This window comes from Streptomyces sp. NPDC048507 (assembly GCF_043199995.1).
In the GTDB taxonomy this organism is placed as follows: Bacteria; Actinomycetota; Actinomycetes; order Streptomycetales; family Streptomycetaceae; genus Streptomyces.
Map to the genome: position 1 here is coordinate 294,210 of NZ_JBICWZ010000002.1, position 26,226 is coordinate 320,435.

Below are 26,226 nucleotides of genomic sequence, written 5' to 3' on the forward strand. Positions count from 1 at the left end.
CGCGGGATCAGCCCTCCGAGGCGGGACCGCCGCCGGCGGTCCCGGCGCCGGGCGCGGCGGTCCGGGCCAGGGAGGCGTGGGTGATCCGGCCGATGTGCGTGACGAGTTCGCCGACGGACATGGCGAGGATGGCGTCCATGTCCTTCTCCGACAGGAAGCCCATCAGGTCCACCTCGGCGCCGTAGCGGTGGTGGAGCAGCTCGGCGAGGGCGACGAACTCGACGCTCTCCAGGGCGAGATCCTCGTTGAACGTCGTCTTCATCGTGACCTCGTCCGCGAGGAGGTACTCGTCACCGACGATCTCCACGAGCATGCCGGTGATCTCGGCGAGGATGTCAGCTGCCATGACTGGTCTCCGTGAGGGGGAGGGGACGGGGGACGGAGGAGCGGACTGCGGAAAGGTCGGTCCAGGCGACGACGTGGTCGGGCGCCACGCCCCCGGGGCGCAGGTCAGCGGGGTACTCGTCGGTGAGGAGGGTGGTGCGGACCGGGTACGGGCGGCCGTCCGGGGACAGCACCCGCAGCCGCCCGGAGCCCGGGTCGCCGTCGACGCGCCACTCGCGCGGTCTTCCGCCGAGCCCGGTCCCCGCCGCCTTGGCCGCGGCCTCCTTGGCGCACCACAGCAGGGTGAGCGCGGTCGCCAGCCCGGTGCCCTCGTGCGCCGCGAGCCGCTCCGCGAGCCCGAGTTCGCCGGGGGCGAGGGCGATGCGGACCAACGCGTCCGGGTCGGTGCTCACGGGCTCCACGTCGATGCCGACCGGGTGGGCGGGGTCGGCGAGGGCGACGGCGAGCCGGTCCTTGTGGGCGAGGGTCAGCCGCACGCCCCCGGCCAGCGGGCCCTCGGCGCGCGGCCGGCCCGCCGGGTCGTTGCCGACGGGCACCTCCGCCGGGAAGACGGGCCCCGCGCCGCCGTCCCACAGCAGGTGGCGCAGCGCGTCCTTGGCGGCGATCCGGCCCAGCAGCCAGGGCGCCCGGGCACGCGGCGACAGCCGTCCGTACGCCGTGCGCTCGGCGGCGCCGAGGTAGCGGCGCATGACCAGTTCCTGCGAGGCGGGGTCGCTCCAGCGGCGCCGGGCGAGGCACCACCCCTCGGGCCGGGGTTCGCCGATGCCGCACACCTCGGGGGTGAACTTCATCGGCCAGACCCGCTCGTCGGCGCCGAAGCGGCGGTACGTCCACCCCTCGATCCGGGCCCACACCGCGCCGTCGGCCCGGCGCAGCTCGATGTCGCCGCGGACGGTGACGTCGCGGACCTCGCGGATCCGGGCCGTGGCGGCGACGAGCTCGTACGGGGCGGGGGGCGGCCCCGAGAAGCGGATGCGGTCCACGGTGGCGGGGAACACCAGCCGGTCGACGGGGAGTCGGAGCTGCATCCAGTGCCCGAACAGCTGCCCGGCGGCGTCGAGGAGCGCGCCCGGGTCGGGCAGGGCCCGCAGCACGCCGAGGATGCCGTCCGAGCCGACGGCCCGGACCTCGTGGACTCCGGCGAAGCAGGGCCCGTGGAACATCCACCGGTCGCGGTAGAGCGCCTCGGCGCTGACCGGGGCGGGCCCGAGGCCGCGCACGGGAGTGGGGTCGGGCGCGAGGGGCGGCCCGTACCGGTCGGCGAGGAGCACGACCACGTCGGCGTACTCCCCGAGGAGGACGCGGAGCCGGCCGGGGCCGTCGTCGCGGACGGTGACGTCGAGGTCGAGGGCCGGTTCGACGGGGAGCCAGCGCAGGGCCCGCACCCGGTCGTAGCCGGTGACGACCAGGCCGGGCGCGGCGCGGCGCCGCGCGGCGTCGGCGGCCAGCTCCAGCATCGTCGTCATGGGGACGACGGGGAACCGGTCGGAGTCGTGCGGCCAGCCGTCGGGCTGGAGGTACACGCAGTGGTCCCGTACGTAGGGCAGCGCGGCCAGCGAGAGCCGCAGGACCTCGCTCGGGGCGGGCCCCGCGGCGGCCCCGTCGGCGGGGCCGGCGTCCAGGGCGGACAGCAGCACCGGCCGGGGTCCCGCCGCCGGAACGGGGCCGGCGGGCGCGGGCGCAGGGGTCGCGGGCGCAGGGGTAGCGGGCAGAGGGGTCGCGGGAGCGGGGGCCGGCGCGGGGGCGGCCGGGTCCAGCAGGGAGCCGAGGGCCGTGCGGGCCGCCTCGCCCAGGCGGACCAGCGGCGAGCCGAGGTCCAGGGGGACGGGCCGGCGCGGCGGCGCGGCCGGCCGGACGGCGCCCGCGCCCGGCCCGGTCTCCGCGGCCGCCGGGAGCAGGCGGTCCCAGCGCGGCGCGTGCCCCTCGGTCCACAGGGCGGCGCAGGTGCGCCGGAGGGCGTCGAGCCCCGTCAGGCGGGGCGAGGAGGCCGGCACCGAGAGGTGGGGCCGGTGGCGGAGGGTGTCCTCGACGAAGCCGGACAGGCTGCCGGGGCCCAGGGTGACGAAGCCGCGTACGCCCGCGTCCTCGTACAGCCGCAGGGTCAGTTCGCGGAAGCGGACCGGCTCCAGGAGGTGGCGCACCACCAGGGCGCGTACGTCGTCCTCCGGGGCGGGGAACGGCGCGCACGTGGTCGCCGACCAGACGGGAAGGGTGCCCGGCCGCAGCGGCAGCCGGTCGAAGGCGGCGCGGACCTGGCCCAGGTAGGGCTCCCACATCGGGGTGTGGAACCCCGAGCGGAAGGGGAGTTCGCGGCCCAGGACCCCGTCGGCCTTCAACCGTTCCAGCGCGGCCGCGACTTCGGCCGGATCCCCGCATATCACCGACTGGTGGGGGCAGTTGTCGTGGCTGACCACCACCTGCTCCAGCCCCTGGATCGCCGCCCGCGCCCGCCGGGTCCCGCAGCCCAGCGCCGCGTAGACCAGGTCGGGGACCTTCAGCGCGCCCGGCCGCAGCGAGTCCAGGAAGGCGTCGGCCGCGTCCTCGGGGTACAGGCCGGCGGCGACCATGGCCGCCCACTCCCCCAGGCTGTGGCCCGCCAGCACATCGGCCTCGATGCCGAGTCCGGGCAGTGCGCGGGCGAGGAAACGGCCGGTGGCGATCGCGTCCAGGGCGCGTTCCATCAGCTCCGTGCCGCCGGTCAGCCGGGGCCGGTCCATCCCGAGCCGGTCGGCGACGTCGTCCAGCCGGGGGGCGAACTCCGGTTCCAGGCCGGGGAACAGGAACGCCAGCCGGCCGCCCAGCGGCTCCGGCGTGAACCACACCTCCCCGCGCCCGCGCCAGGCCCGGCCGCGCGCCAGCACCTTCGCGGCCAGGGCCAGCCGCTGGGGCGTCGGCCCGACCACGGCGAGCCGGCACGGCCCCTCCCCGCCGGACTGCGGTGGGCCGCTCTCCAGCCGGGCGGACAGCTCCGCCGCGCTGTCCGCTCCCATCAGCAGTACGTCGTCCCGCCCGGCGGCTCCCACCGGCAGGGCCGCCGCGCCGTCCAGCGGCAGGAACCGGCGTCCGGGCACGGCCCGGGAACCGGACCGAGCGGGGCCGGAGCCGGTAACGCGGCCGGGGCCGGCGGGGGCGGCGAAGGCACCGGGGGCCTCCTCCAGCACCACGTGGGCGTTGATCCCGCCGAAACCGAAGGCGTTGACCCCGGCCCGCCGTGGCCCCGGTCCGCGCTCCCAGGGCCGGGCCCCCGTCAGCGGCAGCATCCGGGTGCGGGCCAGGCCGGGGTGCGGTTCCTCCAGGTGCAGGGTGGGCAGCAGCACCCCCTCGTGCACCGCGAGGGCGGCCTTGATCAGTCCGGCCATCCCGGAGGCCTGCATGGTGTGTCCGAGCATCGACTTCACGGAGCCGAAGCCGATGCCGTGCGCGGCCGTCGCCGCAGGCCCGAACACCTCGGCCAGGGTGTCCAGTTCGGCCGCGTCCCCGACCGGGGTGCCGGTGCCGTGCGCCTCCAGCAGCCCCAGCGCGCCGGGCGCCCGGGGGTCCAGGCCCGCGTCCCGCCAGGCCCGCTCCAGGGCCCTTACCTGTCCGGCGACGAGCGGGCTCATCAGGCTCGCCGCCCGCCCGTCCCCGGCCACGCCCGTACCGCGGATCACGGCGTAGATCCGGTCGCCGTCGCGCTCCGCGTCCGCCAGCCGCTTCAGCAGCACCACACCCGTGCCCTCGGACAGCAGGGTCCCGTCCGCCCGCCGGTCGAAGGGCCGGATGCGCTCGCTGGGACTCAGGGCCCGCAACTGCGTGAACACGCTCCACAGGGTGGCGATGTGGCAGTGGTGCACGGCCCCGGCGACCACGGCGTCGCAGCTCCCGGCGGCCAGCAGTCCCACCGCCTGGTCCACCGCCAGCAGCGAGGAGGCGCAGGCCGCGTCCAGGGTGTAGGCGGGGCCGCGGAAGTCCAGCCGGTTGGCGGTCCGGGCGGCCGTGAAGCTCGGCACGAGTCCGATCGAGGCGTCCGGCCGTTCGGGGCCGAGGGCGTCCTGGAAGGCGGACCGCACCTCCGCGATCCGCCGCTCCCCCAGCTCGGGCGCGAGTTCGCGCAGGGTCTGCGCCAACTGGTGCGCGGTGCGCACCCGTTGGTCGAGACGGGCGGTGGCCACGCCCATGAAGCCGCCGCGCCCCAGCACCACCCCGATCCGGGAGCGGTCGGCCGGCAGCCGGTCCTCGCCGCCCGCGTCGGCCACGGCCGCGGCCGCGGCGTGCAGGGCCAGCAGCTGATCCGGTTCGGCGCCCTCGACGGCGGCGGGCATGATCCCGAACCGGACCGGGTCGAAGGCGGCGAGCCCGTCCACGAATCCGCCGCGCCGGCAGTAGAAGCGGTCGCCGGACGCCGGACCGGTGGCGCCGTCCGGGTCGTAGTACACCTCCGGGTCCCAGCGGCCGGGCGGGACGTCACCGATGCAGTCCGTACCGGCCAGGAGGTTGCGGCGGTAGGCGGCCAGGTCCGCGGCGCCCGGGAACACCGCGCCCATCCCGACGATCGCCGCGTCGGCGGGACGCGGGCCGCCGCGGCGCCGCCGCTGCCCCCGGTCAGCCACGCCCCTCACCCTCCCCGGCCATCAGCACGACCTGTACGTCGCTCCCGTGGGCGAGTTCCGCGAGGAACGCCGCAGTGCCCGCCTCGGGGCCGATCAGCGGGATGCCGCGCCGGGCGTACTCCCGGGCCAGTTCGGGGCTGACCATCCCGCCCGCCTCCGCCGCCCAGGGCCCCCAGTCCACGGACAGCACCCGGCCCGGGAAGGACTCCGCCCAGGTGTGCGCGAGGCCGTCGAGGGCGTCGTTGGCGGCCGCGTAGTCGCTCTGGCCCCGGTTGCCGTAGGCACCCGCCACACTGGCGAACAGGGCGAGGAACCGGGGCGCGGGCCCGGTGCCGTGCTCGGCCGCCGCGGCGGCCAGGTGCCGGGCGCCGGTCACCTTCGTGGTGAACACCTCGGCGAAGGCGGTCGGCTTCTTGTCGGCGAGCAGCCCGTCGCGCAGGGTCCCCGCGCCGTGCACGATGCCGTCGAGCCTGCCGTGCCGCTCCCGTACCGCGGCGACCACCGCGCGCACCGCCCGCTCGTCCGTGACGTCCGCACAGTGGTAGCGGACGGACGCCGCCACGGCGCCGAGGGCGTCCAGGGTGGCCCGGACCTCGCGCTCGGCGAGGATCCGCGAGGCGGACGCCTCGATCTCGGCGGGGGTGCGCAGCCCGGTGGCGATCAGGGCGGCGCGCAGGGCCACCCGGTCGGTGGCGTGCCCGAACCCGTCGGCCCCGCCGCCGGGCCACGGCGTACGTCCCATCAGCTCGACGTGGCAGCCGGTGGCCCGGGCCAGCGCCAGGGCGGTGCGGGCGGTGATCCCGCGGGCCCCGCCGGTGAGCAGGACCACGGACCCCGGGCCGAGCGGGGGCTCCGCGCCGGCGGGGGCGGCGAGCGGTGCGGGAACCGGCCGGCGGGTGACCCGTACGCCCTCGGCGGTGTAGCCGACGGACGCGACGGCGGCCCCGGGGCCCTCCGGGACGGCGGACCCCAGCTCGGCGAGGAGCTGCGCGGCGATCCGCTCGGGGTCCTCCTTGGGGTGGACCTCCACGGCGCGGACCAGCCGGCCGGGGAACTCCAGTGCCGCGCTGCGGGCGAAACCGTGCAGTCCGGCGCCGGGGGTGGCGCCGTGCGCGGTGACGAGGAGCAGCCGGCGCGCGCCGCCGGTCAGGGCCTGCTGCCAGCCGGGGAAGGCCTCGGGCAGGACGGGCTCCGCCCCCGGGCGCAGGGCGGTCAGGTCGAGGAGCGCGTCGAACCCGGTTCCGGCCGCGGCGAGATGGCTCACCCGCGCCCCGTGCTCCCGGAGCGCGGCGGTGAGCGCGGGTACCACGCCCTGCCCGTCACCCGGCTCCCCGACGAGCCCGACCCGCAGGCCGCGCAGGCCCTCCGGGTCCCCGTCCGGCACGGGCAGCGGCAGCGGCACCGGCTCCACCCGCAGCCGCAGCAGCGCGGCGGCGGCCGGGGCGGCGGGCGGCGCGGCGGGAGCGGTGTGGGTGGTGACCCAGTCGACGATGCCGCGCAGGGTCTTGATGCGGGACAGTTCCTCGACGGCGGTCTCGGCGGAGCCGCCGGGGTCCCGGGGGAGGCCGATCCGGTCGGCCAGGGCGCCGATGATCTCGACGCGCTTGATGGAGTCGACGGACAGGTCGGCCTCCAGGTCCAGGTCGGGGTCGAGCATGTCCCGCGGGTAGCCGGTCCGGACGTGGACGATCTCCACCACCACGTCCAGCACCTCTTCGGCGGAGCGGGGCCCGCCACCGCCCGCGTCCCCCGGCCCCGCGTCGGGGCCGGAGGCGTAGCCGTCCGGCGGGCCGTCGCCGTCGCTGCGGGCGGGGAGCGCCGCGCCGTCGGGCAACGCGGCCGGGCTCCCGTCCGGCCCGTCCGGGCCGTCGGGCGCCCCGGATGCCGCCGCGCCGGGAGCGGCCCCGTCCGCCGCCCACGCGGCGCCCGAGCCCGCGCCCGGCCCGGCGCCGAGGGCCGGGACCGGGGCCTGCCGGGCCGCGAAGACCGTCCCCGGTGCCGCTTCCGCGCCGGCGCCCGCCACGGCCGGGGCCGCCGGGGCCGCCGAACCCAGGTATCCCAGGTACCCCAGCAGGACGTCCCGCTGCGCCTGGACCAGTTCGCACGAGGCGCGGAGGTACGCCACCACCGCCTCCTCGCCGTGGCCGGCGCCTCCCGCGGCCCGGGTTCCGGGACCGCCGGCGGGCCGCTCGACCGCCGGCCCGTCGCTCATGGCGTGCACCATCCGCTGACCTCCCGTGTCCCGCGCTGCCGTGTCCCGCCCTGCCGTGTCCCGCCCTGCCGTGTCCCGCCCTGCCGTGTCCCGCCCTGCCGTGTCCCGCTCTGCCCCGTTCCGCCGCGCCCCGTCCCCCTCCGCCGGGGCCCGCACCCGCCCCGGCTCCGCGTCCCCCGCCCCGGGCGCCACCCGGCGGGCCGGCCGCAGGCCTCCCGGGACCGGGGCGCCGTCGGCGGTGCGCACCAGATGGCCGTCCACCAGCCAGCCGGGCCTCCTGGGGGCGCGCTCGGGGAGGCGGGAGGTACGGCCGCGGAACAGCGCCTCCGGGGCGACGGGTACGCCCGCCGCCGCCAGTTCCGCGAGTGCCGTGACCAGCCGGAGCAGCCCGTGCTCCCCCGGCACGTCCAGCGGGACCACCGTGTGCGGTCGGCCGTGCAGGATGCGGCCGACCAGGCCCGACAGGACCCGGCCCGGCCCCGCTTCGACGAAGGTGCGCACCCCGGCGGCGTACATGTTCTCCACCTGCTCGACGAACCGGACCGGCTCCGCGAGCTGCCGGGCCACCAGGCTCCGTACCTCGTCGGCGGAGGCCGGGTACGGACCGGCCGTGGTGTTCGACCAGACCGGGACGGTGGCGCGCGCCGGCACCGTCCCGGCCAGTTCCGCGGCGAGGGCCGTCGCCGCCCCCGCCACGACCCCGCTGTGGAACGCGCAGGCCACCGGGATCGGTTCGGCGGACAGCCCCGCCTCCCGCAGCGCTGCCACCGCCGCGGACACGGAGCCGGAGGGTCCCGAGATCACGCACTGGCGGGGCGCGTTGTGGTTCGCCACCACGCAGCCGGTCCGCGCCGCGATCTCCCGTACCTCGTGCGGCGCGGCCGTCACCGCCGCCATCGCGCCCGGATCCGTACCGGCGGCCGCGACGATCGCCTCGGCCCGGCGGCCGCTCAGGCGCAGCAGGGTCCGCGCGTCCCACACCCCGGCCGCCCACAGGGCGGTGAGCTCTCCGTACGAGTGTCCGGCCACGCAGTCGGGCCGTACGCCGAGCGTGCCGAGCAGCAGGTGCGCGGCCGAGCCCGCCAGCCCGAGGGCGGGCTGGGCGGTGCGGGTGTCGGTGACCGCGGCGCGCTGGGCGGCCCGGGCCGCCGGCGTGAAGGCCGCCGGCGGGAACATCGCGGCGACCACGGGGGCGGGGGCCTCGTCCAGGAGCTCGCGCAGGGCGGGGAAGGCCGTGAACAACTCGGCGAGCATGCCGGTGCGTTGGCTGCCCTGGCCGGGGAAGAGGAAGGCCACCTGTCCCGGATCGGCGGTTTCCGCCCGTACGTGGACCCCCGCGCCGGGGGTGAAGGTCCGGGCCAGCTCCAGCCGGGCCGACAGCTCGTCGAGGTCGCGGGCCACGACCGCGACCCGGACCGGGGCGGAGGTGGCGGAGCCGGCGGCCTCCGCGGCGAGGTCCCGCAGCGGCCACGGCCGCCCGGCGGCGTCGTTCTGCTCCACCCGTGCGGCGAGCCGCGCCACGGCCCTGGCCGCCGCGCGCCGGTCCTCGCCCCGGAAGCAGAACAGTTCGGCGGGCCATTCCTCCCGGCCGTGGCGGGGCTCCTCGGATCCCGCGTGCCCGCTGAGCACGGCGTGGTAGTTGGCGCCGCCGAAGCCGAAGGCGCTCACCCCCGCGATCCGGCGCTCCGGGGGTGCCGCCCACGGCCGGGCCTCGGTGTCGAAGAAGAAGGGGCTGGTGTCGGCCCGCCAGGCCGGTACCGGGGTGTCGAGGTGCAGGGTGGGCGGCCGGACCCCGGCGTGCACCGCGCGGGCCGCCTTGATCAGTCCGGCCAGCCCGGCGGCGCACTTGGTGTGACCGAGCTGCGATTTGACCGAGCCGAGCGAGCAGCTCCCCGGGGTCGCCCCGGAGGCGGTGAACAGGTCGCTCAGTACGGCCAGTTCGGTGCTGTCGCCGACCACCGTGCCGGTGCCGTGCGCTTCGATCAGGCCGACCTCGGCGGGGGTGACGCCGGCCCGGGCGTAGGCCCGTTCCAGGGCCCGCCGCTGTCCCTCGGGCCGGGGCGCGGTCAGGCCGAGGGAGCGTCCGTCGCTGGCGGCTCCGACCGCCTTGATCACGGCGTACACCCGGTCGCCGTCCCGTTCCGCGTCGGCGAGCCGTTTCAGGACGAGCGCTCCGACCCCCTCCCCGAGGGCGATTCCGTCGGCGGCGGCGTCGAAGGGCCGGCAGCGGCCGCCGGGGGACAGCGCCCGGACGGAGGAGAAGAGCAGGTAGTCGTTGATGCCGTTGTGCACGTCGGCTCCGCCGCACAGCACCATGTCGCTGTCGTGGTCGGTCAGTTGGCGGCAGGCGAGGTCGAGGGCGGCGAGCGAGGAGGCGCAGGCGGCGTCGACGGTGCAGTTGGCGCCGCCGAGGTCCAGCCGGTTGGCGACCCGGCCCGCGATGACGTTGGCGAGGACGCCGGGGAAGGAGTCCTCGGTGAGGCGGGGCAGTTGCTCGTCCAGTGCGGGCGGCAGCGCCCCCAGGTAGCCGGGGTACAGGGCGCGCAGCCCGTAGGCACCGGCGAGTTCGGTGCCGGCCTCGGCGCCGAAGACCACCGAGGTCCGGGTCCGGTCGAAGTCCCGGTCCTTGCCGTACCCGGCGTCCGCGAGGGCGCGTGCGGAGATCTCCAGGGCCAGCAGCTGGACCGGTTCGATGCCCGCGAGCGAGGTCGGCGGGATGCCGTGCGCGAGGGCGTCGAAGGGGACCGGGCCGAGGAAGCCGCCCCAGCGGGAGGGCGTGCGGTCGCCGGCGCGCGCCGGGTCGGGGTCGTAGTACAGGGCCGGGTCCCAGCGTTCGGGCGGGACTTCGCCCACCGCGTCGTCCCCGGCGAGGATCCGGGCCCAGTAGCCGGCGAGGTCCGGTGCGCCGGGGTAGGCGCAGGCCATGCCGACGACGGCGATGTCCAGGGGGGCGGGCGGCCCGGCGTCCGGCGCGGGGGCGGCGAGCTCTTCGGCGCGGCGGCGGAGCAGGGCGGCCGCGCCGTCGGTGACCTGGGCGTGCAGCGCGGCGATCGTGGTGGTCTCCGTGCGCAGGGCGGCGGCCTGACCGATCATGAACAGCCCTTCGGCGTACTGCTGTTCCTCGTCGACGCGCTCCAGTCCGGAGCCGTCCGCGGCGCGCCGCAGGCCCTTGCTGGCGATGCGCAGCCGGCCCAGGTTGAGCCGTTCCAGCTCCTCCCACCCGGTGCGCGGTCCGGCCGCGTCGCGCACGAGCCGCCGCCTGGCCGCCTCGAAGGTGTCGGCGTACGGGGTGGGCGCACAGCGGGTGGCGTGGCCGGGGGCGGTGTGCAGGAGCACGGTGGTGGTGCATTCGAGCGCGGCGCGCTGGAAGCCGGGCAGGACGGCTCCCGCTGTCACGGCTTCCTCGGTGAAGAGGTAGGCGGTGCCCATGAGCACTCCCACGCGTGCGCCGAGCGCGGTCAGGGGCGCGGCGGCGGCGGTGGCCATGGCGGCGGACCGCGCGTCGTGGATGCCGCCCGCGAACAGCACGTCCAGTGCGGCCGGTTCGGGGCAGGACAGCAGGATGTCGATCTGCTCCTCCCACAGCGGGAAGGAGGCGCGCGGTCCGACGTGGCCTCCGCATTCCAGCCCTTCGAAGACGAACCGCCGGGCCCCGTCGGCGAGATGGCGTTCCAGCAGGCCCGGGGAGGGGACGTGCAAGTGGGTCTTGATCCCGGCGGCCTCCAGGGGGGCGGCCTGGGCGGGGGTGCCGCCGGCGATGATCGCGTACGGCGGGCGCGCCTCCAGGACGGCCGCGAGCTGCTCGCGGCGCAGGGCGGGCGGCGCGAAGCCGAGCAGGCCGGCCCCCCAGGGCCGCTCGCCGAGCCGCTCGGCGGTCTGGGCGAGGAGCCGGCGTACGTCGGGCCCTTCCATGACGGCGAGCGCCAGGTAGGGGATCCCGCCCTCGGCGGCCACCGCGGCGGCGAAGGCGGCCTGGTCGCTGACCCGGGTCATCGGCCCCTGCGCGACGGGGAGCGTGCTGCCCGCGGCGCGGTGTCCGCCGGCCGGGGGCAGGGCCCGTACGGCGGCCTCCAGGTGGCCGGTGACGGCGGTGCGGACGGCCCGCAGGACGCCGCCGGCCGTCCGGTGCCGGGCGGCCAGCCGGGCGGCCGCGGCCCCGTCCTGGCCGACCGGGAGGAGCTGGCTGCGCAGGTCCCGGGCGCCGAGCAGTGGGGCGGCCGGGCCTTCGGGCGGGGTCAGGTCGGGCCGCGCGTAGACCCGGTGGCCGTCGACGAGCCTGGTCTCGGAGCCGTCCATGGCCCGCAGGGCGGCGGCCACTTCGGCGGGCAGCCCGGGCTCGCCCTCGGCGGTGAGGGCGAGTTGTACGTCGACCAGCACCCCGGCGGCTCCGCCCGCGACGGCGGCGGCGGCCGTGTGCGGGCCGATCCCGCCGTACGCCCGTACGGGCACCCCGGTTCCCGGGCCGGCGAGCAGCTGCTGGAGGAGGACGAAGGTGGTGGCCGCCCCCACGCGCCCCCCGGCCTCGTGTCCCTTGGCGACGAGCGCGTCCGCCCCCGCCGACGCCGCGGCGGCGGCCCCGGCCGCCGAGGTGACCTCGGCCCATACGCGGGGCCGCCCGTCGGCCGCCGCCCAGTCGGCGATCCGCCGTGCCGTGTGTGATTCCGGGTCGGCGAGCAGCACGGTGTCCACCTCGGCCGGGAGCTCGCGCGGCCCGATCGGGCAGTCCGTGGGCACCCGTACCCCGTAGCGGCCACCGGGCAGGCGGCGGGCGAGCGCGGCGAAGCCCCGCTGCGCGGCCGGGCGGTCGCGGCCGAGGTCGAGCAGGCCGAGGGCGCCGGCCCGTTCGGCGGCGATGACGATCCGCGGGCCGGGCTCCTCGAACGGGCTGACCGCGACGACCAGGTCCCGGTCCCCGGCGGGCACGCGGGGGGCGGCGGGCGGGCGGGCGGCGGAGGGGGACCGGAGGTTCTCCGAGGGGTGGGGGGTCACGGGCGCTCCTCTTCCAGTGCTGTGTGACATGGCGCTGCGTCAGGCAGGGGCGGGCGGGAGAGCGGCGGGCGAGGTCCCCGCCGGGGGAACGGAGGTCCTGCGGCGTGCGCGTCGGCCGGGCGGTCTGCGGCGGGCAGGCTTGAACAGTGGTCAAATTCCCCGATGCCGGGATGCATCGTGCGGTGATGGCCGTGCACTGTCAACCAGCATCCGGAGGGCGCCACTTCGGGTTATCGGCGCCCGGCGGCCGTCCCGGCCGCACGCGCCCGCCCGACGGCACGCGCCCCCCGACACCGTGGCCTGCGGCGATGCACGCCGGGCCGCGCACGCCCCGCGCACGGGGCGGCGCACCCCGCCCGCGCGGGGGCATGCCGCATCGGCATGGCTCGTCACCCATCCGGCATGAACCACTACGCGCAGTCGGGCAGTTGTTCACCCGAGTTGGTCTTACAGGCGCAACCTCGCCCGGTTACCGTCCGGTCATGACCCCCACACTCGCGCAGCTCCGCTATCTCGTCGCCGTCGCCGACTGCCGCTCCATCACGGGGGCCGCGGCCTCGGTCTTCGTCGCCCAGTCGGCACTGTCCCGGGCCGTGCAGGCCATGGAGCGCGACCTGGGGGTCGAACTCCTGTCCCGCCGGGGAAGGGGGGTGGACCTCACACCGGAAGGGGCCCGGGTCGTCCGGCTGGCCCGCACCGTGCTCGACGCGGTGGAGGCGATCGACGACATAGGAACCCCCCACGGCAGGGACGTCCGGGCCGCGCTCACCCTCGTGACCACCCCGACGCTCGCCCTCGACCTGGCCTCCGAGCTGGTCCCGGCCTTCGCCGAACGGCACCCGGGCGTCGACGTCAGGCTCCAGCAGTACGACAGCCGCGAGGCGCTGGTCCAGGAAATCGGCCAGGGCCGGGCCGAGCTGGCGCTCGTCGACCTGCCGGTGGACAAGGAGCTGTCCACCCACCACATCCAGGAGCGCGAAGTGGTGCTCATCTCCCCGATCGGCACGCTGCTGCCCGACCCGCTGCCGTTCCACGCCCTCGACGGACTGCCGATGGTGCTGCCCACCCCGGGGACGGGCCGGCGCACCGAGCTTGAGGCGATGTTCAGCTGCCTGGGCGTTCGCCCGGTGCCCTGCCTCGAAGTCAACGAGCGGCTCGCCTGGGTGACGGGCGTGACGGACGGGCGCGGCTCCCTCATCTGGTACCGCGACGTGGTGCTGAGGGCCTTCGGCAGCCGGGCGGAGGTGCGCTCCTTCACCCCTCCCCTGCTGCGCCCGGTGGGCATCGCGCACGCCCGCCGGCCGCTGAGCCGGGCGGCCCGCGCCTTCGTCGCGCACGCCCGGCACAACGCGCCGCTGCGGGAACCGGCCCGCTGACCGGAAGGCGCCCGCGCGCGGCCGGACATGCCGCCCCGGCATCGAACGATGCTCAAACGGGAGCCGGCCGGGCCTGGCGCCCTGACCTGACGTCGCCTCACATGGGTGCATGTCCCGACCACTCCTCGCTCCCCGACGGACCGCCGCCCTCGCCGGCGCGGCCGTCGCCACGATCGCCACCGCCTTCGCCTGGGCGGCCGTACCGGCCGCCGGCGCCACTCCCCGGGCCGCCGCCGCCCCCGCCCCGGCCGCCGAGCGGGCCTGCACCCTCCCCGGAGGGCTGGCCGAACTCAGCGGCCTCGCGATGAGCCGCAAACACCCCGGCGTCCTCTACGCCGTCAACGACAGCGGCAACACCAACCAGGTCTTCGCCGTCGACTGCAACGGCGCCACCGGCCGCCTCGTGGCCACCTTCACGGTGGCCGGGACCGGCAACACCGACTGGGAGGCCCTGGCCATCGGCCGGGACGACGCCGGGGGTCCCGCGATCCTCGTGGGCGACATCGGCGACAACTTCGGCGGCCGGGCCGAGATCACCGTGCACCGCTTCGCCGAGCCCGACCAGCTGTCCGACGCGACCGTGACGCCCGTGACGTACCGCTTCGCCTACGCGGACGGCAGGCACGACGCGGAGTCCCTGCTCGCCGATCCCGTCACCGGGCGGCTCTACGTCGCGAGCAAACTCATCGGCGCCGCCGGCCAGTTGTACCAGGCGCCGCTGCCGCCGGTGACGGGGCAGGTCAACACGCTCACCGCCGTCCGCCCCGGCCCGGTCTTCGCCACCGACGGGGCGTTCTCGCCCTCGGGGGCCTCCTACACCCTGCGCAGCGGCGGACCGCTGGGCGCCAACACGGCCTCCGTGTACGACACCTCGGGCACCAAGCTCGCGGACGTCGCCCTGCCCGCGCAGTCGCAGGGCGAGACGGTGACGTACGCCGACTGCACGAGCCTGCTGGTCGGTTCGGAGAACGACACCCAGCTCTGGCGGGTCCCGCTGCCGCCGGCGGCCACCCCGGGCTGCACCGGCACGCCCACGCCCACCCCGACCCCCACCCCGACCCCCACGCCCACCACCGGCGGACTGAAGCTGACCGACCCCGGCCCACAGACCTGCAAGATCAACCAGAACTGCACCATCCAGCTCACCACCACCGGAGGCAGACCCCCCGTCCGCTACACCGCCACCGGACTCCCCTGGGGCCTCACCCTCGACCCCGCCACCGGCCGCATCACCGGCAAACCCTGGGCCACCGGCACCCTCCAGATCACCGCCACCGCCACCGACACCACCCCCACCACCTCCACCACCACCTTCCCCCTCACCCTCAACTGGTTCTGAGCGCGCGATCCGGACAAGCTGAGTGGCCGTTGGATGAATCCGGGCGGACGAGCGGCGGATCAACGCAACGAAACCAGCAGGTCACCGACGGCGACGCCGAAGGGCTCCGCACCGCCGCCCGGCCCGCACACCCCGCGTGAGCTGCCCGAACGACCATTCGGTTGCCGCTATGCGGACGGAGTGTCCGTAAATCGGTCATGCATATGACGCACACCTTCGGATCAGGCAGGCTCAGATTCACCGGGTTGCGAATCCACCAAGAAGGACCGCGACCAACCTTTGATTCGAAAGTGAGTCTTGTCGTGCGTCGCATCGCTACCGTCTCCGCCGCCGCCCTCCTCTGCCTCGCCGGAGTGACCGGCATGGCGGAGGCCCGGCCCACCAGCCTGTACGCCCCCTCCGCCATGGTCTTCACCGTCGCCCAGGGCGACGACGCGGCGGCCACCGTCGTCCGGGCGTCCACCCTCAGCTGCGCACCGACCGCCACCGGCACCCACCCCGACGCGCAGGCCGCCTGCGCCGCCCTGAGCGCCACCGGCGGCGCCTTCGACCGGCTGCTGGCCGCCCCCAACCCGGACCGGGCCTGTCCGATGCACTACGCCCCCGTCACCGTGACGGCCGACGGCGTGTGGCAGGGCAGCCGCGTCGCCTGGAAGCACACCTTCTCCAACGCCTGCGCCATGTCCGCGACCCTGAACGGCAACGCCGTCTTCGCGTTCTGACCGGCCCCCGCCCCACCGCGCGCCGCCGGACGGTCCGGCGGCGCGTCCACCAACGGGTATCCGGTTCGCGCCGCCGAAGGACCCGGTCCTGGCCTACGCTCCGCGCATGGAACGCGCGGAGGTTCTCAAGCGAGTGATCGGCATCCTCACCGAGGCACAGGAGATCCGGCGGACGGCCGAAGCCGGGGAGGAGGACATCGGCGACGAGGCGACGGCCGGAGTCGCCACCCAGCTCCTCAACGAAATGCTGCCGTCGATCAGCGTCCCGGCCGACGCCACGCCCCGCGAGGTGGCCGCCCTGGTGGCCGAGGCGCTCGGCCCGGCCCTGCACACGATGGTCTCCGGGTTCAGCCTCGCGTTCACCAGCCTGGCCATGGCCCACGACGCCGGGCGCACGGACGTCTCCTCCCTGGAGGTCCTCCAGGAACTCGCCCTCGAAGCCGAGGCGGGCACCTACGACGAAGGGCCCTGACCCGTCGCCGCCCGCGCGTCGAGGTAGGCCCACGCCCGGGTGCCCGAGCGGAGCACGACGGAGGTCCTGGCGTAGTCGTCGACCTCGTAGTCGTCCGCCGCGGCCAGTTCCTCGTCGGTGATCGCGAAGACGGTCCCGTCCACGGCGTCGGCGTCCGCCGACCCGGCGACCACCAGGGGATGCCGGTCCGTACCGCTGGCCGCGATCACCTCGGGGTCGGTGATCTCGATGTAGGTCATCCGGTACCCGGGCAGCGCGTCGGCGGACCCGTCGAGCAGCCTGCCGAACCGGGCGAGCTGGACCTGGGGGAACTGCAACGTGCCGTAGGAGAACAACGGTTGACGAGCCGGACCGGGCATGCGGCGGACCTCCTGGACTGCCTGTCTTCGGACGCCCCAACCTAGCGAACGCCCGGCCGCGGCAGCGGCGCGGGGGATCCGGATAATGGCACCTCCGGGGCCTGCCCGCGCCCCGTGCGGCGGCGGCCCGACCGACAGGAGGGACGAGGGCCGATGACGCTCGAAGAAGGCCGGCGCGTGAAACTGGCCGCGGAGCTGCGGCTGGCCGGGCCGGTCGTGCGGGCCCACGAGGAGCCGGAGGCGGCCGGAGCACCGGGCGCGGCCGCCTCGCTGTCCCTGGCCGCGGGCGTCGAAGGCACCGTCGAAGCCGTGGACGACGGCCGCGGCGAACCGGCCGGCCGGGAGGTCCTGGAGTACGTACGGCTCAAGTCGCTGCTCGACGACTTCGGCCACCAGATGCCCCCGGCCAGCAGGGCCCAGCTGGCGGACCAGGTCGGCGAGCTCGCCCCGGCCTGGACGGCCCACCAGCGACGGCGGCTCCGGGTGACGGTCCGCGTCCGCCTCGACAACGGCTTCGTCCTCGACGGCGCGCACGAGGACCTCTTCACGGCGCTCTGACCGGTGACCGGCTCACCGCGCCGCGGCCCGGCGCCGGATCAGGCCGGCCGGTCGGCGGCCGCGCCCCGACGGGTCGCCGCCGCGTCCGTCACGTCGAGGAAGACCTGGTCCAGTTCGGGCCAGCGCTCGCGCACCCCGTGGCGGATCCGCACCATCGCCAGCTCCACCGTCTCGCTGTCGTAGCCGGGCGACAGGTCGACGCGCGCGGCCACCATCACGGAGTCGGGGCCCAGCCGCATGGTCAGCAGCGCGGTGACCGTGTCGATCTCCGGCTGCTCCGCGAGGAACGCGCGCAGCTCCCGCTGGACATCGGGATCGGCCGCCTCGCCGACCAGTTGTCCACGGGCCGCGCGGCCCAGCGTGTAGGCGACGTAGACGAGCAGGATCCCGATCAGGACGGAAGCGGACGCCTCGTAGGCGATCTCGCCGGTCGCCATGTGCAGGGCGATGCCCGCGATGGCCAGGAGGACGCCGGCGCAGGCGGTGCTGTCCTCGGCCAGCACCGTCCGCAGGGCCGGGTCGTGGCCGTGGCGGATCTCGGCGGCCATGCTGCGGCCCCGGGCCCGCGCGGCGCCCCGTACCTGGCGCACCGCCCGCACCAGGGAGGCGCCCTCCGCGACGAGGGCGACGACCAGGACGACCAGACCGATCACGTAGCCCTGGCGGCTTTCGGAACCGCCGGAACGGAAGGCCTCGATGCCCTGGAAGACGGAGAAGCAGCCGCCGGTGACGAAGATGCCGACGGCTGCGAGGAGGGACCAGAAGTACCGTTCCATGCCGTAGCCGAAGGGGTGCCGGGCGTCCGCCGGGCGGCGGCTGCGTTTGAGGGAAGCCAGCAGGAAGACCTCGTTGAGGCTGTCGGCGATCGAGTGGGCCGCCTCCGACAGCAGGGCCGGGGAGCCCGCCACGATGCCGCCGGCCGCTTTGGCCACGCAGATGGCCAGGTTGGCGGCGAGGGCGACCCATACGGTCTTGCGCGTCTCGGCGTCCTGCCCGCCGCCGCCCCCGCCGCCGGGGGCGGGGCCGGCGCCCCGGGCCGGGTCCCCGCCGGACTGCGGAACCGCCGCCGGAGCCGTCATCCCCGTACGACTGCGCGTACGTTCTCGACGCTGCCGCAGTCGGCGGCGAGCTGCCTCTCCCGCTCCTTCAGGAAGGCCGCCCCGAGCTCGGCCCGCCGGTCGTCGGGCACGTTCTCCCGGGCCCCGTTGAGGATCGTCCGTTCCTCCTCGTCGAGGTGGTGGGTGACGGCCTTGACCAGGTCCTCCAGGCGCTCGTCCCATGCGTCGGAGCCCACCTCGGACACCTCCAGCAGGGCGAGGAGGGCCTCGTTGCCCTCGGCGTGCTCCTCGGTGCCGTGCTCGACCTCGTCGTTGTCGACGTCCTTGAACCGCTTCAGGGCGCCGTACACCTCGCTCTCCTCCGCCTCGCCGTGGGCGACGAGGAGCGCGGAGAACTTGGCGAGGGCGCCCGCCCGGTCCGCCTCCACGCTGCGCATCCGGCGGAAGAGGTCTTCCATCGTGCGGTGGTCCTTGAGGATCAGGGCGACGACGTCCTGGTCCTGCTGCTTGTCCGCGGCCATGCCACGTACCTCCTGGGTTCGTTCCTGCACTGCGTCGTGATCCCGGCGGCGCCCGGTCGGCGCCGGATGCTTCACACCCCGTCGCCCCCGCCGTGCGGCGCGTCCGCGAACTCCTTGAGGAACGCCGCGCAGAACGCTTCGAGGTCGTCCGGCTTCCGGCTGGTGATCAGCGTTCCGGGCGCCGCCGCGCAGACGTGGACGGGCTCGTCGACCCAGGTGCCTCCGGCGTTGCGGATGTCGGTGGCCAGGCTCGGCCAGGAGGTCAGCGTGCGGCCGCGCAGGACGTCCGCCTCGACCAGCGTCCACGGGGCGTGGCAGATCGCCGCGACGGGCTTGCCCGCCTCGAAGAAGCTCCGGGTGAAGGCGACGGCCAGCCCGTTCGTGCGCAGCGCGTCGGGGTTGGCGACTCCGCCGGGCAGGACGAGGGCGTCGAAGGCGTCGGCGGTGCCGCCCGCGAGGACGTGGTCGACGGGGTAGGTGCCCGCCTTGTCGAGGTGCTGGAAGGCCTGGACGCGTCCCGGCCCGGTGGAGACCAGCTGCGGGTTCCATCCGGCCCGTTCGACGGCCTTCCAGGGTTCGGTGAGTTCGATCTCCTCCACGCCCTCGGGCGCGGTCAGGAACGCGATGCGCATGGGGTTTCGCCTCCTTCGGCGGTCAGTTCCTCCGACGGTCAGTCGGTCTCGGCGGTGTAGCGGACGCGGGCCCACAGGGGCAGGGCGAACCAGCACAGGAGGTACCAGGCCAGGACGCCCGCCACGAGCCAGGGCACCACGGCGTTGTGGGTCGCGACGCGCAGGACGAGGAAGAGCGCCGCGGTGCAGGTGGCCAGCAGCAGGATCAGGCCGGTGAAGGTCAGCCGGGCCGCCCAGGCGACCGCCTCGGGTTTGATCTGCCGGCCCGAGACGATGCGGTGGAAGGCCACCGGGCCGATGAGCGCGCCCGTCGCGAGGGAACCCAGCACGACGGTCACGATGTAGATGGTCTTGTCGGTCTGCGCGAGTGCGCGGAACACGGGGGTGAAGGCCACGGTGAGGAGGAACCCGAAGAGGATCTGCACGCCGGTCTGGGCGACGCGGATCTCCTGGATCAGCTCCTGCCACTGCCGGTCCGCGCGTTCTTCGACGGTCTCGTCCCGGCCGGCCCCGCTGGCCTGCGGCATGACGCCTCCCTCTCACGCCCTGTACGGCTGCGCCTACCCGGCGCCCGCCGCCTCATGCCCTGCTCCCCGCCGTCCCGTCCGGCCGGGGCACCGCGGTGGGCCCGGACTCCGCGAGTCCGGGCCCACCGCCGCGGGCCGGTCAGACCGGGGGGACCGGCGGGAGGCCGAAGGGGCCGACCGCGCCGTAGTAGGTGCCCAGTTCGTAGCGGTACGCCGCGTCCTGGAGGTGCTTGTCCCGGTGGAATTCGGGGGCGTCCTTGATCTGGCCCTTGGTCCGGTCGACGTAGACCTTCCGCTCCTCGGTGTCGATGCTGACGACGGTGCTCGCCGGCAGCAGGACCTCCTTGCCGAAGATCCAGATCCCGGTGTCGACGACCAGGTAGGAGTCCCCGGCCTCGTCGGAGTGCTTGTCGACCTTGCCGACGCTCCCGTCGGTCGCCTCGACCTCGTAGCCGGTCAGATCGGTGCCTGCCAGCGGGCCAGAGGTCGACTTGTAACTCCACACATGCTCCGTCACGCGCAAACAACTCCTCTGGTGGTCCGGATGTGCGGGGGACGGGCGGGGCGAGGCCCCGCCGTCCCCGTCGTGCCTGGACCCCGCCTGCCCCGCTCCCCCGCGTTCATTCGCCGGGTTGCGCGGCCCCGGTCTCCCCGAGGCCGAGCAGGGCCTTCTCGACCAGTTCGGTGGGTGCCGGGTGGATCCAGTACGGGGACCTGGCGAGGGTGGACGCGTCGATGCCCAGTGTCATGGCCAGGACGAGCGGCTGGATCAGGGTAGCCGCCTGCGGACCCATCAGGTGCGCGCCGAGCAGGCGGCCGGTGCCGCGTTCGGCGAGCACCTTGCAGAAGCCGGTGGTGTCCTCGGCGGCCCAGCCGTACGCGATGTCCGCGTACTCGGCCCGGCCCACCACGAAGTCCAGCCCCCGGTCCCGGCAGTCCCGCTCGGTGGCTCCGACCGAGGCGATCTGCGGGGTGGTGAACACGGCCGCGGGCACCGGGGCGTCGCCGGTGGTGACCGGGGCGTGCGGGTGGCGCAGGTTGTGGGCGACGACGCGGGCCTCGCGGTTGGCGACGTGCTTGAGCGGCACCGGGGTGCAGATGTCGCCGAGGGCGAAGACGCCCTCGGCGGTGGTGCGCTGGAAGGCGTCGACGACGATGCGGCCGTCGTCGTGGGTGGCCACGCCCGCCGCGTCGAGGTCCAGCCGGTCGCCGCCCGGCACCCGGCCCGCGGCGACCAGCAGCAGGTCCGCCCCGATCGTGGAGCCGTCGTCGAGGGTCAGCAGCAGCTCGCCCGGCCGGCCGCCGACGGCGGTGACCTCCCGGCCGAGCCTGAGGTCGTGCCGGGCGCCGGCCAGTGCGGTGAACCGCGCGGCCACCTCCTCGTCCTGGGGGCCCAGGAGGTGGTCCTCCTTCTCGACGATGACGACGGAGCTGCCCGCCGCGGCGAACACCTCCGCGAGCTCGGCCGCGACGTACCCGCCGCCGAGCACGGCGAGGCGGCGGGGCGCGGCGTCGATCCGCATGACCGTGTCGGACGTCTCGTACGGCAGCCCGGATTCGGTGACGGGCCCGGGCACCAGGGGGCGGCTGCCCGCCGCGATGACGATCTGCCGGCCGGTGACCTCGACGGGGCCGTCCGGGAGCTCGATCCGCAGCCTGCGGGGGCCCGTGAAGCGTGCCGTCCCCTCGTACACGGTGATGTGGTCCGCCGCGAGCCGGCCCCGGCGGCCCTCCTCGCGCTCGGCGTCGAGCCGCCCGAAGACCCGGTCGCGCGCCGCCCGCCAGCGCAGGCCGCGCAGGTCCGCGTCCACGTCGTAGCGGGCGGCCTCCGCCACGGTCCGGGCGACCTGGGCGGCGTAGGCGAACATCTTGCTCGGGATGCAGCCCGCGTTCAGGCAGGTCCCGCCGAACCATCTCTCCTCGACGACGGCCACGTCCATTGCGGCGAACGAGTCGCCGATGACGGCGTTGCCGGATCCCGCTCCGATGACGACGAGGTCGTGATGACGCATCGGGTCAGGCTACGAGCCCTCCCGGCCCGCCGCCCGTCGGCGCGCTGCGCTCGCGCGCCGCCGCCGCCGCTCATGGACCCGCGCGAACGGGGCAGACGGTGATCATGGAGCACGAGCGGGAGGGGTTGCGCATGGCGATACCGAGGGTGGGCGGCACCGGCGGGGTCCGGCGCCGGGGGGCGTCCATCGGGCGCGACGTGGTGCTCGCCGTGGGACTGGCCGGGATCGGCGTGGGCGGGCTGGCGGCCTTCGTCAAGGCCGCGGGTGCGGCCGGGGCGCGGGTTCCGCTGGTCCCCGTCGTCGCGGTCGTGGTCCTGCTGGCGGGGGTGGTGCTGGCCCGCTGGAGCGTGTCGCCCGTGCGGCGGCGCCCCGCCGCCGGCCCGGACGCGTACGGGGACGTGTACGGGGAGGCGTACGGGGACACGTACGGGGAGCCGCTGACGGAGCCGTACGTTCCGGACGTGCCCGACGTGGGGGCCGACGCGCTCGACCACGCCGGGGTGGACGCCGACGGCTTCGAGCACAGCGTCGCCGCGCTCTGCGCGCGCGACGGCTGCACCACCGTGGAAGTGGTCGGTGGCGCGGGCGACCTGGGGGCCGACGTCATCGCCGTGACCCCGGACGGGCGCCGCGTCGTCGTGCAGTGCAAGCACTACGCCGAGGACCACCGGGTCGGCTCGCAGGACCTCCAGCGCTTCGGCGGTACGTGCTTCGCCGTCCACGATGCCGACGTGGCGGTCGTCGTGACCACCAGCTCCTTCACGGCGCCCGCTCTGGAGTACGCCGCCGCGTGCGGGATCCTCTGCCTCGACGGGGAGGCCCTGGCGGCCTGGACCGATCCGGCCGGCCTGCCGCCCTGGGAGGAACCGGCCGCGCGGGCGTGACCCGGGCGGGGCCGGCCTGTCAGCCGTGCCGGGCTCCGCTGCGGGCGGACGTCGCGGGCTCGTCCTCGACGATCCGGGGGGCCGTGCCCAGGGCCTTGACGAAGGCCTCCAGCTGCGGCTCCCGGCCCGGTTCCTGGTGGCGCACCGTCGTCACCCCCCGCGCCGACCGGGGGCCCAGCCGTACGGCGTAAGGGGGACGGGCCGACACGGCACGCGGTGGTGCCGGGATCGGTCGGGCTGCGCCTATCCGGTCGATTTCACATATCACCCGGATACCGGGCGAACCGGTGGCACGGGTCGAGGCGCGCGCGCTGCTTGGGGCGCGGATCCGCGGGTAGGCGCCAGCCGCGTCCGGGGGCTCGCCCGGGCGCGGCGCCAAGGAGCGATTTCATGATCCTCATCCTCGGACTCATCATCCTGATCGTCGCCGCCGTCGTCGGCCTGACCGGAATCTTCGGCAACATGGGTGCCGCTCATGGTCTCGACGCGGGCGGCGATTTCTCCGTTTTCGGCTACCACACCAACGGTTCCACCGGAAGCCTCTTCCTGTGCGGGATCATCGTCGGCGCGGCCGCCCTGCTCGGACTGACCCTGGTGATGCTCGGCGCCCGCCGCTCGGCCCGCCGCTCCGCCCGGGCCCGGCGGGGCGCCTACCGTCGCGATGCGGTCGTCGTCGACCGTCAGCGGGACGACCTGGCCGAGCAGCGGGACGACATGCGGGCGGACACCGGTGTGCCGGCCGCCGACGCGGACGCCGCCCCGGCCGAACCAGTGGCCCCGCGCGGCCGGGGCCACTGGTTCGGCCACCGCACCGCCCACCGCTGACGGTCTCCCGCCCGGACGGCCCGTCCGCACCCCCCTTCCGCATCAGCGCCGCGGGAGGGGGGTGCGCAGTGCGCTGGCCCGGCGCTCCCACGCCCGGCGGATGTGGTCCGCCAGGCGGTCCTCCAGCAGGACGGTCGCCGCGCAGCCGAAGGCGACGTCCGCCTCCAGCGCGGGCTCGTCCTCCAGCAGGCCGCCGATGACGTCGTGGCGCACGACCTGTTCGTGGACGGCGTCCGCCTCGACGTGCTCGGCGTAGAAGTGTTCGGCCGCCGGGCCCGCCCCGCAGCGCCGCATCGCCCCGGCCAGACGGCGGGAGCCGGGCGAGGAGGTGACCTCGACGCAGGCGAAGTGCCCGACGAGGGCGCCGCGCAGGGAGCGGTGCAGCCCGAAGAGGGACATCAGGTTCACGGTCGCGAGCAGCGGGGCCGGGGCGCACTCCAGGTAGCGGCCGTAGGCGGGGTCCAGATCCAGGTCGGTCATGAGTGCCGCGAAGAGGCGCGCGTGCACGCGGTCGGCGCGGCCGGCGCCGAACTCGTCGTACTCGATGGCGACCATGGCCGCCTTGGACCGGCCGGTCAGCCGGGGGATCACCCAGGCGTGCGGATCGGCCTCCTTGAGGTGATAGAGGGAGCGCAAGGCCGCGTACTCGCGCAACTGCCAGAGCTCCCCCTCGGTTTCGAGGTGGTGGCTGAGGCTGCCGGACAGGTCCACGGGCTCGACGAGCAGGGGCGCGAAGGCCTCCTCGACCGAGCGGGGGGCATCGGAGAGGCCGGTGCGCAGCGCGTCCAGGAAGCGGTCTTCCAGGGCCCGGCGCAGCCGCAGCAGGTCGGGGTCCCATTCCCGCCGGTCGTCCACGCCGTCGAAGCCGCGGTAGTGCAGTTCGTACAGGAGGTAGAGGGCGAGCTGGAGGTCCTCGCCCCATGGGTCGGCCTCCCGTACGGCCGCCGGTTCGTGCGCGGGCGGGCCGCCGGCGCGCAGGGCCCGCACCACGGCGGCGGACAGCGGTCCGCGCCCTTGGGCGAGGCGGGGACCCGCGGGGGTGGTCATCGTCTCCGGTGGGGTCATGAGGGGCTCCCTTCGCCGGTCGGCGGCACGTCCGGGCGGGCGCGCTCGCGGCGGCGGTGGCTGGTGTCGCACCAGGGGTAGGTGCGGCTGCGGCGGCAGGTGCACACGGCGACCATGAAGCGGTCGGACCGGGCGACGGTCCCGTCGTCCAGGACGATCTCGACCGGGCCCTCGACGAGCACCGGGCCGCGCGGATCCACGCACACCCGGCGGGCGGGGGCGGCGGGGCCGTGGTCAGATGTGCTGGGCACGGACGATCACCAGCTCTTCGTGTTCCTCGGCCGCGGCGGCCAGTCCCCGCTCCTCCAGCCAGGCGCGCCGCGAGCGCAGGACCGGGCCCCAGGGCACGGAGGCCCGCGCGGTCACGCCCGCGGTCAGTCCCGTGCCGGCGAGCCGGTCCACGGTCCGGGCGGCGCCGCACATGCCGGAGTGGACGATGAGCAGCACGCCGCCGGGGCTCAGCAGGGCGGGGGCGCTCGCGCAGATCCGGTCGATGACCGCACGGCCGTCGGGGCCCGCGTCCCAGGCGCGCTCGCGGCCGCGGGACGGCAGCCGCACGCGGGGGGCCGGAACGTACGGAGGGTTGGAGAGGATCAGGTCGAAGCGACGCCCCTCGGTACGGTCCGCGAAGTCCCCGTGCAGCACGCGCAGCGGAAGCCGGCCGCGCCGGGCGTTGAGCCGGGCGGTGAGCACCGCGGGCCAGGAGACGTCGACGGCGGTGACCCGGGCTCCCCGGCCCGCCGCGAGCAGGGCCAGCGCGCCGGTGCCCGTGCCGATCTCCAGTACGTCGCTCCCGGGTCCCAGTCTCTCGTGGGTGAGCGCTTCCGCGAGCAGCCGGGTGTCCTCCTGGGGCGGATAGACACCGGGCAGGGACATCAGACCGGTGGGCAGCGTGCCCAGTGTCGGCGCCGTGGTGGTCATGCGTACCTCCGGGGTCGGGACGTTCCCACCGGACCGGACCGGACGGGCGGGGGCAGACGGGGGGCCGGACGCGGTGGCGGGGCCGCCGGGATCACACGGGCGGCCGCGGGCCGTCCTCGCCGCCTTCGGGGGTCTGCCAGGAGTCCTGGCGGCGCTGCGCCGCGGGGTTCTGCTCGGCCGGCCGTGCCGGGGCCCGGCGGCGTGCGCTGCGCCGGCTGCCGACCCAGAAGGCGGCGACCAGCAGGGCGGCCACGACGACTCCGGCGACGATGAGGAAGAGCGCGCCCGAGCCTTCGGCGGCGAGGGTTTCGGTGGCAATCATGACCGGCCCCTACCCCCGATCTCCGGACTTACGGGGTCCGGGCCCCGGCGCGACGGCGGGGCGGGGCGCGGCCCGCGCACGACGGCCGCCGCGGGCGGGACACCCGTACGGGCCGTCCCGGCCGCGGCGGCCGTCGTGACGCCGTGCCGTCGTGGGGGTTCCCTCAGTGCTTCCCGTCCGGTTCGGCCTGCTCCTCACGGCCGACCCCCGGACGCTGCCGCTTGGCCCGGTGGCCCCCCGCGTCGGCATCGCCGTCCCCGGAGCCCCGTACGACGGCGTCGTCCGCCTGCCGCCGGGCCTCCCGGTCCCCGCTCTCGCCCTCCGCCTGGGACGGAGTGGTCCGCGGGTGGCTCCCGGACTTCTCGTGATCCGTCATCTCGACCTCCTTCGGTGGTACCTCTGGTCTCCTGCGACTACCCGGCCACGGTGTTCTCAGACCGCCCGGCGACGGGAAGCGGGCCGCCGTCGGCGCTAGGCTCGGAGCAGGCCGCGAAAGGG

Annotated in this window: 23 protein-coding genes; 7 read left to right on the forward strand and 16 right to left on the reverse strand. The window is 76.0% G+C overall.

Features of this window, described 5'->3' with window-relative positions; genetic code table 11:
• Positions 1–7 precede the first annotated feature (7 nt).
• The 3 genes from ACGFXC_RS06440 to ACGFXC_RS06450 are packed head-to-tail and all read right to left on the reverse strand — an operon-like array spanning position 8 to position 12,135.
• A complete protein-coding gene (locus tag ACGFXC_RS06440) occupies positions 8–346 on the reverse strand; it encodes an acyl carrier protein (protein ID WP_393710101.1) in 339 nt (112 codons plus the stop codon).
• Complete coding sequence (locus tag ACGFXC_RS06445) at positions 336–4,934, reverse strand: beta-ketoacyl synthase N-terminal-like domain-containing protein (protein ID WP_393710103.1); 4,599 nt, start codon at positions 4,932–4,934, stop codon at positions 336–338. The genes ACGFXC_RS06440 and ACGFXC_RS06445 overlap by 11 nt, the downstream gene beginning before the upstream one ends.
• Positions 4,927–12,135: an SDR family NAD(P)-dependent oxidoreductase gene (locus ACGFXC_RS06450; RefSeq protein WP_393710105.1), complete on the reverse strand. Its 7,209-nt coding sequence runs from the start codon at positions 12,133–12,135 to the stop codon at positions 4,927–4,929. The genes ACGFXC_RS06445 and ACGFXC_RS06450 overlap by 8 nt, the downstream gene beginning before the upstream one ends.
• Positions 12,136–12,617: 482 nt before the next feature.
• On the opposite strand from ACGFXC_RS06450, the gene ACGFXC_RS06455 reads away from it, so the two are divergent.
• From ACGFXC_RS06455 to ACGFXC_RS06470, 4 genes are all read left to right on the forward strand, one after another.
• Positions 12,618–13,511, forward strand: coding sequence for a LysR family transcriptional regulator (locus ACGFXC_RS06455; protein ID WP_393710107.1), 894 nt, complete (start codon positions 12,618–12,620; stop codon positions 13,509–13,511).
• A gap of 109 nt (positions 13,512–13,620) precedes the next feature.
• Positions 13,621–14,850: a putative Ig domain-containing protein gene (locus tag ACGFXC_RS06460; protein WP_393710109.1), complete on the forward strand. Its 1,230-nt coding sequence runs from the start codon at positions 13,621–13,623 to the stop codon at positions 14,848–14,850.
• A 362-nt stretch (positions 14,851–15,212) separates the two neighbouring features.
• The gene (locus ACGFXC_RS06465; RefSeq protein WP_393710910.1) at positions 15,213–15,572 is read left to right on the forward strand and encodes a subtilase-type protease inhibitor; all 360 of its coding nucleotides are present in this window, start codon (positions 15,213–15,215) and stop codon (positions 15,570–15,572) included.
• A gap of 106 nt (positions 15,573–15,678) precedes the next feature.
• Positions 15,679–16,044 carry a hypothetical protein gene (locus ACGFXC_RS06470; protein WP_393710111.1) on the forward strand — a complete coding sequence of 122 codons (366 nt, stop codon included), beginning with the start codon at positions 15,679–15,681 and terminating at the stop codon, positions 16,042–16,044.
• Here the strand turns inward: ACGFXC_RS06470 and ACGFXC_RS06475 are convergent.
• Positions 16,026–16,403 carry a gamma-glutamylcyclotransferase family protein gene (locus ACGFXC_RS06475; RefSeq protein ID WP_393710113.1) on the reverse strand — a complete coding sequence of 126 codons (378 nt, stop codon included), beginning with the start codon at positions 16,401–16,403 and terminating at the stop codon, positions 16,026–16,028. The genes ACGFXC_RS06470 and ACGFXC_RS06475 overlap by 19 nt on opposite strands.
• Positions 16,404–16,556: 153 nt before the next feature.
• Between ACGFXC_RS06475 and ACGFXC_RS06480 the strand changes: the two genes are divergently transcribed.
• Positions 16,557–16,961: a hypothetical protein gene (locus tag ACGFXC_RS06480; protein ID WP_393710115.1), complete on the forward strand. Its 405-nt coding sequence runs from the start codon at positions 16,557–16,559 to the stop codon at positions 16,959–16,961.
• Positions 16,962–16,999: 38 nt separating this feature from the next.
• Here ACGFXC_RS06480 and ACGFXC_RS06485 read toward each other — a convergent pair whose 3' ends face one another.
• The 6 genes from ACGFXC_RS06485 to ACGFXC_RS06510 form a co-directional block, all read right to left on the reverse strand.
• The gene (locus ACGFXC_RS06485) at positions 17,000–18,040 is read right to left on the reverse strand and encodes a cation diffusion facilitator family transporter (protein ID WP_393710117.1); all 1,041 of its coding nucleotides are present in this window, start codon (positions 18,038–18,040) and stop codon (positions 17,000–17,002) included.
• A complete protein-coding gene (locus ACGFXC_RS06490) occupies positions 18,037–18,540 on the reverse strand; it encodes a hemerythrin domain-containing protein (protein WP_393710119.1) in 504 nt (167 codons plus the stop codon). Before ACGFXC_RS06490 ends, ACGFXC_RS06485 begins: the two co-directional genes overlap by 4 nt.
• A 71-nt stretch (positions 18,541–18,611) precedes the next feature.
• A complete protein-coding gene (locus ACGFXC_RS06495) occupies positions 18,612–19,172 on the reverse strand; it encodes a type 1 glutamine amidotransferase domain-containing protein (RefSeq protein ID WP_393710121.1) in 561 nt (186 codons plus the stop codon).
• A gap of 38 nt (positions 19,173–19,210) precedes the next feature.
• Complete coding sequence (locus ACGFXC_RS06500) at positions 19,211–19,699, reverse strand: DUF6328 family protein (RefSeq protein ID WP_393710122.1); 489 nt, start codon at positions 19,697–19,699, stop codon at positions 19,211–19,213.
• Between the two features lie 139 nt (positions 19,700–19,838).
• Positions 19,839–20,216 (reverse strand): PRC-barrel domain-containing protein, encoded by a 378-nt coding sequence (locus tag ACGFXC_RS06505; protein ID WP_393710123.1) that lies wholly within the window; start codon positions 20,214–20,216, stop codon positions 19,839–19,841.
• 103 nt (positions 20,217–20,319) lie between these two features.
• Positions 20,320–21,711 (reverse strand): mycothione reductase, encoded by a 1,392-nt coding sequence (locus tag ACGFXC_RS06510; protein WP_393710125.1) that lies wholly within the window; start codon positions 21,709–21,711, stop codon positions 20,320–20,322.
• A 131-nt stretch (positions 21,712–21,842) separates the two neighbouring features.
• On the opposite strand from ACGFXC_RS06510, the gene ACGFXC_RS06515 reads away from it, so the two are divergent.
• Positions 21,843–22,595 carry a restriction endonuclease gene (locus tag ACGFXC_RS06515; RefSeq protein WP_393710126.1) on the forward strand — a complete coding sequence of 251 codons (753 nt, stop codon included), beginning with the start codon at positions 21,843–21,845 and terminating at the stop codon, positions 22,593–22,595.
• A 19-nt stretch (positions 22,596–22,614) separates the two neighbouring features.
• Here the strand turns inward: ACGFXC_RS06515 and ACGFXC_RS06520 are convergent, their stop codons facing one another.
• Positions 22,615–22,740, reverse strand: a complete 126-nt coding sequence (locus ACGFXC_RS06520; RefSeq protein WP_393710128.1) for a hypothetical protein — start codon at positions 22,738–22,740, stop codon at positions 22,615–22,617.
• A gap of 245 nt (positions 22,741–22,985) precedes the next feature.
• On the opposite strand from ACGFXC_RS06520, the gene ACGFXC_RS06525 reads away from it, so the two are divergent.
• Positions 22,986–23,420, forward strand: coding sequence for a hypothetical protein (locus ACGFXC_RS06525; protein ID WP_393710129.1), 435 nt, complete (start codon positions 22,986–22,988; stop codon positions 23,418–23,420).
• Positions 23,421–23,462: 42 nt separating this feature from the next.
• Here the strand turns inward: ACGFXC_RS06525 and ACGFXC_RS06530 are convergent, their stop codons facing one another.
• From ACGFXC_RS06530 to ACGFXC_RS06550, 5 genes are all read right to left on the reverse strand, one after another.
• Positions 23,463–24,485 carry an iron-containing redox enzyme family protein gene (locus ACGFXC_RS06530; RefSeq protein WP_393710131.1) on the reverse strand — a complete coding sequence of 341 codons (1,023 nt, stop codon included), beginning with the start codon at positions 24,483–24,485 and terminating at the stop codon, positions 23,463–23,465.
• On the reverse strand, positions 24,482–24,736 hold the full coding sequence (locus tag ACGFXC_RS06535) for a CDGSH iron-sulfur domain-containing protein (protein WP_393710132.1): 255 nt from the start codon (positions 24,734–24,736) through the stop codon (positions 24,482–24,484). The genes ACGFXC_RS06530 and ACGFXC_RS06535 overlap by 4 nt, the downstream gene beginning before the upstream one ends.
• Entirely contained in the window at positions 24,720–25,406 is a 687-nt protein-coding gene (locus ACGFXC_RS06540; protein ID WP_393710134.1) for a HemK2/MTQ2 family protein methyltransferase, read from the reverse strand. The genes ACGFXC_RS06535 and ACGFXC_RS06540 overlap by 17 nt, the downstream gene beginning before the upstream one ends.
• Before the next feature lie 91 nt (positions 25,407–25,497).
• Positions 25,498–25,728, reverse strand: coding sequence for a DUF6479 family protein (locus ACGFXC_RS06545; RefSeq protein WP_393710136.1), 231 nt, complete (start codon positions 25,726–25,728; stop codon positions 25,498–25,500).
• 163 nt (positions 25,729–25,891) lie between these two features.
• Positions 25,892–26,104, reverse strand: coding sequence for a hypothetical protein (locus ACGFXC_RS06550; protein ID WP_393710138.1), 213 nt, complete (start codon positions 26,102–26,104; stop codon positions 25,892–25,894).
• Positions 26,105–26,226: the final 122 nt, after the last annotated feature.

Bases quoted from the DNA above. Each gene is read 5' to 3' on its own strand.
- ACGFXC_RS06440 (WP_393710101.1), bottom strand. From the start codon at position 346: ATGGCAGCTGACATCCTCGCCGAGATCACCGGCATGCTCGTGGAGATC.
- ACGFXC_RS06455 (WP_393710107.1), top strand. From the start codon at position 12,618: ATGACCCCCACACTCGCGCAGCTCCGCTATCTCGTCGCCGTCGCCGAC.
- ACGFXC_RS06460 (WP_393710109.1), top strand. From the start codon at position 13,621: ATGTCCCGACCACTCCTCGCTCCCCGACGGACCGCCGCCCTCGCCGGC.
- ACGFXC_RS06465 (WP_393710910.1), top strand. From the start codon at position 15,213: ATGGCGGAGGCCCGGCCCACCAGCCTGTACGCCCCCTCCGCCATGGTC.
- ACGFXC_RS06470 (WP_393710111.1), top strand. From the start codon at position 15,679: ATGGAACGCGCGGAGGTTCTCAAGCGAGTGATCGGCATCCTCACCGAG.
- ACGFXC_RS06475 (WP_393710113.1), bottom strand. From the start codon at position 16,403: ATGCCCGGTCCGGCTCGTCAACCGTTGTTCTCCTACGGCACGTTGCAG.
- ACGFXC_RS06480 (WP_393710115.1), top strand. From the start codon at position 16,557: ATGACGCTCGAAGAAGGCCGGCGCGTGAAACTGGCCGCGGAGCTGCGG.
- ACGFXC_RS06485 (WP_393710117.1), bottom strand. From the start codon at position 18,040: ATGACGGCTCCGGCGGCGGTTCCGCAGTCCGGCGGGGACCCGGCCCGG.
- ACGFXC_RS06490 (WP_393710119.1), bottom strand. From the start codon at position 18,540: ATGGCCGCGGACAAGCAGCAGGACCAGGACGTCGTCGCCCTGATCCTC.
- ACGFXC_RS06495 (WP_393710121.1), bottom strand. From the start codon at position 19,172: ATGCGCATCGCGTTCCTGACCGCGCCCGAGGGCGTGGAGGAGATCGAA.
- ACGFXC_RS06500 (WP_393710122.1), bottom strand. From the start codon at position 19,699: ATGCCGCAGGCCAGCGGGGCCGGCCGGGACGAGACCGTCGAAGAACGC.
- ACGFXC_RS06510 (WP_393710125.1), bottom strand. From the start codon at position 21,711: ATGCGTCATCACGACCTCGTCGTCATCGGAGCGGGATCCGGCAACGCC.
- ACGFXC_RS06515 (WP_393710126.1), top strand. From the start codon at position 21,843: ATGGCGATACCGAGGGTGGGCGGCACCGGCGGGGTCCGGCGCCGGGGG.
- ACGFXC_RS06525 (WP_393710129.1), top strand. From the start codon at position 22,986: ATGATCCTCATCCTCGGACTCATCATCCTGATCGTCGCCGCCGTCGTC.
- ACGFXC_RS06530 (WP_393710131.1), bottom strand. From the start codon at position 24,485: ATGACCCCACCGGAGACGATGACCACCCCCGCGGGTCCCCGCCTCGCC.
- ACGFXC_RS06540 (WP_393710134.1), bottom strand. From the start codon at position 25,406: ATGACCACCACGGCGCCGACACTGGGCACGCTGCCCACCGGTCTGATG.
- ACGFXC_RS06545 (WP_393710136.1), bottom strand. From the start codon at position 25,728: ATGATTGCCACCGAAACCCTCGCCGCCGAAGGCTCGGGCGCGCTCTTC.
- ACGFXC_RS06550 (WP_393710138.1), bottom strand. From the start codon at position 26,104: ATGACGGATCACGAGAAGTCCGGGAGCCACCCGCGGACCACTCCGTCC.